Origin of the sequence: Nocardia tenerifensis NBRC 101015, from assembly GCF_000308715.1 — a bacterium.
Classification (GTDB): domain Bacteria; phylum Actinomycetota; class Actinomycetes; order Mycobacteriales; family Mycobacteriaceae; genus Nocardia; species Nocardia tenerifensis.
The window spans coordinates 1-8,045 of the sequence record NZ_BAGH01000536.1 but is presented as its reverse complement, the minus strand read 5'-3'; the positions used below and the strand labels follow the sequence as shown (position 1 = coordinate 8,045).

The window sequence follows — 8,045 nt, the reverse complement described above, 5'->3', positions numbered from 1 at the left end:
GCTGCTGTGCGCCGCGCTGCGCCCGGTGTGGTCGGCCACCGCGATCGCCGACCAACCGGCCGGCGATCGCCGCGGCTGACCGCCCGCGGCCGGCTCTCAGGAGTCGGCCGCGGCCCGCGCGCTCAACTCGGCGCGCAAAGAACGCCTGCTGATCTTGCCGACGCCGGTCTCCGGAAAACTGTCGACGACCTGGAGCAGGTCGGGGATCTTCCAGGTCGCCACGCCGCGCTCCCGCACGAACTGCCGGATCTGGGCCAGCGCTGGCGGGCTCGCCGGGTCGGCGGCCAGCACGAACACGCAACTGCGCTCGCCGAGCCGCTCGTCGGGCACCGAGACGACGATGGCGTCGCGAATCAACGGATGGTCCAGCAGATGTGCCTCGATCTCCTCGGCCGAGATCTTTTCGCCGCCGCGGTTGACGCGGTCGCCGAGCCTGCCCTTGACCACCAGATTGCCGTCCGCGCGCAGGTTGACCACGTCGCCGGTGCGGTACCAGCCGTCCTCGGTGAACGACGACGCGTTGGCCTCCGGATTACGGTAATAACCCCGAATCGTATACGGGCCCTTGGTAATCAGCAGCCCGTCGGTGCCCGGCGGGACGGGCTCGCCGTCCTCGTCGACCACCGCGACCTGATCATGCTCGGACATCGGCCGGCCCTGGGTGGCGAGCACCACCTCCGCCGGGTCGTCGAGCCGCGTGTAGCAGACCAGGCCCTCTGCCATGCCGAACACCTGCTGCAGCGTCACGCCCAGGGCGGGGCCGATGCGCCGGGCCAGCTCGTCCGGGCAGCGGGCGCCGCCGACGAGCAGCACCTGGAGGCTCGAAATATCCTGGGTGGCACCGGCTTCCGCGCGCTCGACCCAGAGCCGCGCCAGCGGCGGAACCAGCCCGGTGATGGTGACCGAGAACCGCTCGATCGCGCTGAACGCGGTGGACGGGGTGGGGTCGGCGGCCAGCGCCACCGTGCCGCCGGCGTACAGCGCGCCGAGAATTCCCGGCGAGCTCATCGGGAAGTTGTGCGCCACCGGCAACGCCGCGAGATAGACGCTGTCGCTGTCGAGTCCGCAGAGCTCGGCGCTGCGGCGCACGCTGTAGAGGTAGTCGTCGTGCGTGCGGGGGATGAGTTTCGGCGTCCCGGTGCTGCCGCCGGACAGCTGCAGGAACGCGATGTCGGAGGCGCGCACGGTGGGCAGTTCCCTTGGCCCGGAACGCAGTTCGTCGAGGGCGTGCATGCCCTCGGGCACCTCGGCGCCCGGCCGGTCCGCAACGATGATCAGGTGCCGCAGGTCGGGGGCCTTGTCCCGCAGCGTCGCGGCCAGGGCGGCGTGATCGAACGCCTGATGGTGGTGGCAGGTGACCATCGCCACCGCGCCGCTGGCCTGCGCGATCGGCACCAGCTCGGACTGACGGTGCGCGGGCAGGCAGAAGACCGGCAGCGCGCCCGCGTGGAACAGCCCGAAGATGATCTCCACGAACTCGGCGATATTGGGCAGCTGGACCAGCACCCGATCGCCGGGGCGGATGCCGTGCTCGAGGAACCCAGCGGCCAGCGATGTGGCGCGGGTCTCCAATTCGCCGTAGGTCCAGCGGTTTCGGTCGTCTACCACGGCGATCGCGTCCGGCGTCGCCGCGGCGCGCGCGGTGAGCAGTTCACCGAAGGTCTCGCCGGTCCAGTACCCCAGCGCGCGGTAGGCCTCGGCTTCCGCTGCTGGCCAAGGGGTTAGGTCGGAGGGGGACGGCACTGTGGAACTCCTTCTACCGAAACGTCTGCGGTTTACTTCTGCGAATAATTAAGGTTAGGCTAAGCATATGTCTAGGGAGAGTAAAACGGGCGGGGGTGTGATCATCACCGGCGCCGCGGGCGGCATCGGCCGCGCGGCCGCCGAGCTCTTCGCGGCCAGGTCGGCCGTGCCGCTCGTGCTGTGGGATCACGACCCCGCGGTCCACGCCACCGCCGCCGAGCTCGACTCGACCCGTACGCACGCGGAGCAGGTCGACGTGACCGACGCCGACGCCGTGGACGCCGCGTTCGCCGCCGCCGTCGACCGGATCGGCCCGATCGAGTCCGTCGTGCACGCCGCGGGCATCCTGGAGACCGGCTCGATCGCGGAATTGACCGGCGCGCAATGGGATCGGTGCCTCGCGGTGAACGCGACCGGCACGATGAACGTCACGCGGCGGGCCGCCGCCCTGCTCGCCGCGCACGGCGGCGGCTCGATCGTGGTGGTCACCTCGAACGCCGCGAGCACGCCGCGCGTGGGCATGGCCGCCTACGGCGCCTCGAAGGCCGCGGCGACCGCGTTCGCCATGGCGCTCGGGCTCGAGGTGGCCGCGGCCGGCGTCCGGGTGAACCTCGTCTCGCCTGGCTCCACCGACACCCCCATGCTGCGCGGGATGTGGACCGAGGACGCGGCCGAATTGTCGTCCGCCGCACGCGATCACGTCCTGGCCGGCGACCCGGCCAACTTTCGCCTCGGCATCCCGCTGCGCCGGGTGGCGCAGCCCGAGGACATCGCCGAGAGCATCTACTTCCTGACTTCCCCCGGCGCCCGCCACATCACCATGCACGATCTGCGCGTCGACGGCGGCGCGACGTTCGACGCCTGACCTTGCCGAATCACCGAACAGGAGAAGACTGTTGGCCATCCCGCCGATAGCACCGTATTCCATACCGGCGCGTGAGGAGGTCGTGGCGAATCAGGTGCCGTGGTCGCTGGACCCGTCGCGCTCCGCGCTGCTCATCCACGACATGCAGCGGTACTTCATCGATGCCTACCAGCCCGACCTCGACCCGATCGCGACCGTCACCGCCAACATCCGGCGGCTGCGCGAGCAGTGCAACGCGGCGGGCGTTCCGGTCATCTACACCATGCAGCCCGGCGACCAACACCCTTCGCGCCGTGGCATTCTCGCCGATTTCTGGGGCAGCGGCCTGAGCAACGGGCCCAGCGCGGAGATCATCGACGACCTGACCCCCGGCCCGGCCGACATCCAGGTCACCAAGTGGCGCTACTCGGCGTTCCAGCGAACCGACCTGCGCGAGTTGCTGAATCACTACAACCGCGACCAGCTCGTCGTCACCGGCGTGTACGCCCACATGGGCTGCATGCTCAGCGCGGCCGACGCGTTCATGAACGACATCAAGCCGTTCGTCGTGCTGGACGCGACCGCCGACTTCGGCCGCGACGAGCACCTGATGGCCATGAACTACATCGCCCGCCGCTGCGGCGCGGTGACGACGACCGACGCGCTCGACTTCGCGCTGCGGAAAACGAATGCGGCCTGACGGTCTGCTGAGCAACACGGAGGGAAATATGAGCCAGCCGGTTACCATCGGCCGCCGGGACGTGATCGCCGATGTCGCGGCCGCATTGGGTGTCGCGCCGGAGGAGGTGCCCGAGGACGCGGATCTGACCGACGCGGGCCTGGATTCGGTGCGACTGATGTCGCTGGTCGAGAAGTGGCGCTCCGCCGGCGCCGAGCAGGCCGACTTCGCGACCCTGGCCGCCGAGCCGGTGCTGAGCGCCTGGCTCGACGTCCTCGTGCCCGCGGACCAGGCATGACGGCTCGGCCCGCGGACGAGATCGTCGATATCGCCGGGATCGGTTTCGGACCGTCGAACCTGGCGCTGGCCATCGCGATCGAGGAGCACAATCAGGATCTCGCGCCGGGGCAGCGGTTGAGCGCGCGGTTCGTCGAGGCGAAGGATCGCTTCGAGTGGCATCCCGGGATGCTGCTGCCCGGCGCGACGATGCAGATCTCGTTTCTCAAAGACCTTGTCACGCAGCGCAATGTGCGCAGCCGCTACAGCTTCCTGAACTACCTCAAGGAGCACGACCGGCTCACCGACTTCATCAACCTATCGACGTTCCGGCCGACGCGCCTGGAGTTCCAGGACTACTTGCGTTGGGCCGCAAGGACGGTCGACGCGCGGGTGGACTTCGGCACCACGGCGGTCTCGGTCACCGCGACGGACGACTGCTTCGAGATCCGGCTGAACGGCCGCGCCGACGGCGTGCTGCGGGCCCGCAATATCGTGGTCGCGGTGGGGCTTTCGGCCCGCATGCCCGACGGCGTGCCCGCCTCCGAGCGGGTCTTCCACAGCCACGGGCTGCTGCCCCGGCTCGCCGCACTGCCGCCGTTGCGGCACAACAGGTTCGTGGTGATCGGCGCGGGCCAGAGCGCGGGCGAGGTGGTCGGCCACCTGCATCAGACGTACGGAAGCTCTTGTGTACACGCCGTTTTCGGCAAGTACGGCTTGAGTCCCGCGGACGACAGCCCCTACGCGAACCGGATCTTCGACCCGGCCGCGGTGGACGACTTCTACGCCTCGTCGCCGGAGCTGCGGCAGCGGTTGCTCGGCTACCACCGCGGCACCAACTACTCGGCGGTCGAGCCCGCGCTGATCCAGCAGCTGTACGCGCACGAGTACGCCGAACGGGTGGCGGGGGACCGGCGGCTGTTCATGCACGGCGCGTCGGCGGTCACCGGCATCGACGACGCCGACGGCGCGGTCCGCGTCGACGTGACGCACGGCCCGACCGGGCTCACCGAGACGCTGGTCTGCGATGCGGTGGTGTGCGCCACCGGTTTTCGGCCGGGCGATGTCCGCGCCCTGCTCGGCGAGCTGGCCGGGTCGGTGGCGTTCGAGGCCGCAGGACCCCAGGTGACCCGCGACTACCGGCTCGTGCCGACGGCGCCGCTGCCCGGTGACATCTATCTGCAGGGCGGCACCGAGCACACACACGGACTCTCGTCGTCGCTGCTGTCGAATATCGCGGTGCGCACGGGCGAGATCGTGCGGTCGGTCGCGCGTTCCGCGTCGGGGGCGCGCGCCGTCGATCGGGCGGGGCGGTAGCGGGCCAGGAAATTCATAGCTATTGACAAGATTAGGGCTGGCTAACCTAAGCTGCCTTCATCCCGACCACACCCCACGAAGGATCTGAGAATGTTGATGAGGAACTTTGCCGCGACGGCGACGCTATTGATCGCCGCGCTCGGTGTCTCCGCGGGCACCGTGAACGCGGCACCGGCGGCCGAGGCCGAGGCCCCGATCAATTTCACCGCCGAGTCCACCGACTCGCAGTCGATCATCTCGATCGACTCCGGCTCGCTGGTGATCGAGGACGACGCGCTGAAGATCAAGGCCGCCAACGGAACCACCGTCGCCGGCACCCCGCTGAAGTTCCGCCTCGACGACTTCGAGTTTCCCCTCGCGGCCGACATCTCCGGCCGCACCGCGACCATCACGCCGCAGCTCGACATGAACAAGGCCGTCTACAAGCCGGTCGCGCTGCCGTTCGAGGACAAGGCGCCGTGGAAGTCCGAGTACGACCGTGAGCAGGCCGCCTGGTCCCGGATGACCAGCACGATCAGCCTCGGCGCCAGTATCGCCACCCTGGTCGGCGGTCTCGGCGGCGCGGCCGTCGGCTGCGTCCTCGGCGGCGCGCTGGGCGGCGTGATCGTCGGCGGCACCATCGTCGGCCTGTTCGGTCCGTTCGTCGGCGGCATCATCGCCGGCTGCCTCGGCGGCGCGGCGGCCATGGGCGCCCTCGGCACGGTCGCGGGGCAGATCTTCATCACCGCCCCGGTCGCGATCGGCGCGGCGATCCAGTACTTCACCACGATCAACCAGCCGTTCAACCCGCCGGCCAAGTAGTCCGGTCGCGCGCACAGGTCAGGCCCCGCTTCGGCGGGGCCTGACCCGTTTGCGGCGGATTCACTGACGCGACAGCGCATTCGCGAAGATGTCGCCGAAGGCCAAGTCCGCGAAGCGTTCTCCGATGCGGCGGTGGGTGGCGGTGTCGGGGTGCAGTTTGTCGGGCAGGGGGAGTTCGGCGTAATCGGCCTCGCCGTAGAGGCTGCGTCCGTCGAGGTAGTGCAGCTCGGCGTCGTCGGCCGCGCGCTGCTTGACGATGCGGGCGAGCTCGTCGCGCACGACATTGAGGGTCAGTCGTCCGGCGGCGCGCTCGGCCGGGTCGCCGGTGGCGCGGAAACTCACCTTGCCATCGGCGAATTCGATGGCGCCGGGGCCGGGCGTGTCCTCGTGGATCGGGCAGAGGATGGGGGAGACGACCAGCAGCGGCGTGGTGGGGTGTCCCTCGCGGATGGTGTCGAGGAAGCCGTGTACCGCGGGGCCGAAGGCGCGCAGCCGCATCAGATCCGAGTTGACCACATTGATGCCGAGCTTGAGGCTGATCAGATCCGCGGGGGTGTCGCGGATGGCGCGCGCGACGAACGGATCGAGCAGGCAGTTGCCGCGCAGGCTCAGATTGATCAGCTCGACCCCGCCGCGCGCGGCGGCCAGCGCGGGCCAGGTCGCCGTCGGGGCGTCGGCGTTGGCGCCGTGGCTGATCGAACTGCCGTGGTGCAGCCACGTTTTGCGGCCGCGATAGGGCGCGGGCTCGACCGGCGCGTCGGTGCGCAGGGCGATCAACTCGGTGATCTCGGTGTGCGGCAACCAGATCTCGATGTCCTTCGGGTCGGCGGTCAAACCCGTCAATCGGACGGTGCCGGGCGATCCGTGCTCGATGACCTTGGACTGGGTGGCCATGTCGACCACGTGCCTGGTGCCGCCGGGCACCGTGGCCCGGCCCGCGGGCCGACCGTCGACCAGCAGTACGTACACGCCGTCGGGCTGGGGCGGCGCGCCCCGGTAGACGGTCCGCGTCGGCAGCACGTCCACCTCGATGGCGGTCGCGCTCGTGCGGAAGGCCAGCCGCACGCCGGCCGGTTGCGCCTCGACCATCGCCAGGTAGTCGTCGGGGAACTGCCTGCGTGCCTGCTCGGGGAGCCGGTGCGGCAGCACGCCGTGCGCGGTGCGCTCCAGGTCGACGGCGCCGCGGATGAGCGGGAATTCGAGGGGAGTGGTGATCCAGGTGGTCATGGTGGGTTCCTCGATGGAGTCAGAGTGTCAGCCGGTAGGTGCGGCGCGCCGTATCCGAGAACAGCGCGGCCAGTTCGGCTTCCGCGGCGCCGGCGGCGAGCCGTTTGAAGGCGTTCCACAGCGTCGCGTAGCCGGTGCCCATCTTGTCGACGGGGAAGTTGCTCTCGAACATGCAGCGTTGCGGGCCGAACGCCTCGACGCAGGTGTCGAACCACGGACGCCACAGCGCCGCAAGTTCTTCCGAGGTCGGCGGGGTCGGCGCGGTGCGATAGTCGAACGCGGCGGCGGTGGCGACGAGGCCGCCCAGCTTGCAGACGACGTTGGGCCGCCGGGCCACCTCTCGGATGCCGTGCGCCCAGGCGGCGAAGTGCTCGGCGCGGTCGGTCGCGTACGGGCCGAAGCCGAGCGGCGCGCCGCAGTGGTCGAGCACCAGCCGCAGGCCGGGGAGTGCGTCGGCGAAGTCGGCGGCGTCGGTGAGCTGGGGAGCCAGGATCCAGAGGTCGAGGGTCAGGTCTCGGTCGGCGACCACCCGCGCGCACTCCCGAACGGCGGGCTCGGCGAGCATGTGCGGGCGGCTGCCGGGATGGCCGAGCGCGATCTGCTCGCTCGCATCCCAGGCCGCCGCGAACCGGAGGCCCCGGAACCGACCCTGAGCCGCCGCGAGGTGGTGCTCGATGACGTTGTCGACCACATCGGGGCCGAGCGCGAAGTCGGCGCGTCCGATGATTCCCGCGGCCAGTCCGGTTGAGCCGCCGGCCGCGGCGTTGGTGGCGGCGAGCTCCGCGACGAACTCGGTCTCGCCCACCGGGCGCAGTTCGGGCGGCCCGTCGGTGCGGTAGGCCGACATGCACTCGACGTGCACCGTGCCGACGACGTGGTGCCCGCTGCCCGTGTCCGCCGCGAATTCCGCTGGCAGATAACGGAATCCGGGGTAGGACCAGAGGTGATGGTGCGGGTCGATGATCGGCAGTTCGGGCCGCAGGATCTCCTCCTTCGGCTGCCGCGCCAGCCAGCTCTCGTCCGGCGGGAAGACCCGGCCGAACTCGGTCGGGCGCGTGGGGGAGGGAGTCCACGTGGTCATGGTGGAGTCCTCCTCTCTGTCGCACTCGTTAGCTGATTTCACAAGTATCTACGCTAATATGCCTAGGAGCATTAGGC

At 70.0% G+C, this 8,045-nt stretch carries 8 protein-coding genes; 5 read left to right on the top strand and 3 right to left on the bottom strand.

The features are described 5' to 3' along the window. Nucleotides 1-96: 96 nt before the first annotated feature. Nucleotides 97-1,743 carry a (2,3-dihydroxybenzoyl)adenylate synthase gene (locus tag ON39_RS35585; RefSeq protein ID WP_040740737.1) on the bottom strand — a complete coding sequence of 549 codons (1,647 nt, stop codon included), beginning with the start codon at nucleotides 1,741-1,743 and terminating at the stop codon, nucleotides 97-99. 67 nt (nucleotides 1,744-1,810) lie between these two features. On the opposite strand from ON39_RS35585, the gene ON39_RS35580 reads away from it, so the two are divergent. The 5 genes from ON39_RS35580 to ON39_RS35560 all read left to right on the top strand — a co-directional run bounded on the left by ON39_RS35580 (nucleotide 1,811) and on the right by ON39_RS35560 (nucleotide 5,660). Further along, complete coding sequence (locus ON39_RS35580) at nucleotides 1,811-2,608, top strand: 2,3-dihydro-2,3-dihydroxybenzoate dehydrogenase (RefSeq protein WP_040740735.1); 798 nt, start codon at nucleotides 1,811-1,813, stop codon at nucleotides 2,606-2,608. A gap of 31 nt (nucleotides 2,609-2,639) precedes the next feature. Continuing rightward, nucleotides 2,640-3,287, top strand: a complete 648-nt coding sequence (locus tag ON39_RS35575; RefSeq protein WP_040740734.1) for an isochorismatase family protein — start codon at nucleotides 2,640-2,642, stop codon at nucleotides 3,285-3,287. A 28-nt stretch (nucleotides 3,288-3,315) separates the two neighbouring features. After that, nucleotides 3,316-3,564: a phosphopantetheine-binding protein gene (locus ON39_RS35570; RefSeq protein WP_040740739.1), complete on the top strand. Its 249-nt coding sequence runs from the start codon at nucleotides 3,316-3,318 to the stop codon at nucleotides 3,562-3,564. After that, nucleotides 3,561-4,859, top strand: a complete 1,299-nt coding sequence (locus ON39_RS35565) for a lysine N(6)-hydroxylase/L-ornithine N(5)-oxygenase family protein (protein WP_040740733.1) — start codon at nucleotides 3,561-3,563, stop codon at nucleotides 4,857-4,859. The genes ON39_RS35570 and ON39_RS35565 overlap by 4 nt, the downstream gene beginning before the upstream one ends. Before the next feature lie 90 nt (nucleotides 4,860-4,949). Then, nucleotides 4,950-5,660, top strand: coding sequence for a DUF8020 domain-containing protein (locus ON39_RS35560; RefSeq protein WP_040740732.1), 711 nt, complete (start codon nucleotides 4,950-4,952; stop codon nucleotides 5,658-5,660). A gap of 60 nt (nucleotides 5,661-5,720) precedes the next feature. Here the strand turns inward: ON39_RS35560 and ON39_RS35555 are convergent, their stop codons facing one another. Next, on the bottom strand, nucleotides 5,721-6,887 hold the full coding sequence (locus tag ON39_RS35555; RefSeq protein ID WP_040740730.1) for a GDSL-type esterase/lipase family protein: 1,167 nt from the start codon (nucleotides 6,885-6,887) through the stop codon (nucleotides 5,721-5,723). Between the two features lie 19 nt (nucleotides 6,888-6,906). Further along, the gene (locus ON39_RS35550) at nucleotides 6,907-7,968 is read right to left on the bottom strand and encodes an amidohydrolase family protein (protein WP_051187516.1); all 1,062 of its coding nucleotides are present in this window, start codon (nucleotides 7,966-7,968) and stop codon (nucleotides 6,907-6,909) included. Nucleotides 7,969-8,045: the final 77 nt, after the last annotated feature.

Coding starts and splice junctions, on each gene's coding strand:
- ON39_RS35580 (WP_040740735.1), top strand. CDS start 1,811: ATGTCTAGGGAGAGTAAAACGGGCGGGGGTGTGATCATCACCGGCGCC.
- ON39_RS35550 (WP_051187516.1), bottom strand. CDS start 7,968: ATGACCACGTGGACTCCCTCCCCCACGCGCCCGACCGAGTTCGGCCGG.
- ON39_RS35560 (WP_040740732.1), top strand. CDS start 4,950: ATGTTGATGAGGAACTTTGCCGCGACGGCGACGCTATTGATCGCCGCG.
- ON39_RS35555 (WP_040740730.1), bottom strand. CDS start 6,887: ATGACCACCTGGATCACCACTCCCCTCGAATTCCCGCTCATCCGCGGC.
- ON39_RS35565 (WP_040740733.1), top strand. CDS start 3,561: ATGACGGCTCGGCCCGCGGACGAGATCGTCGATATCGCCGGGATCGGT.
- ON39_RS35570 (WP_040740739.1), top strand. CDS start 3,316: ATGAGCCAGCCGGTTACCATCGGCCGCCGGGACGTGATCGCCGATGTC.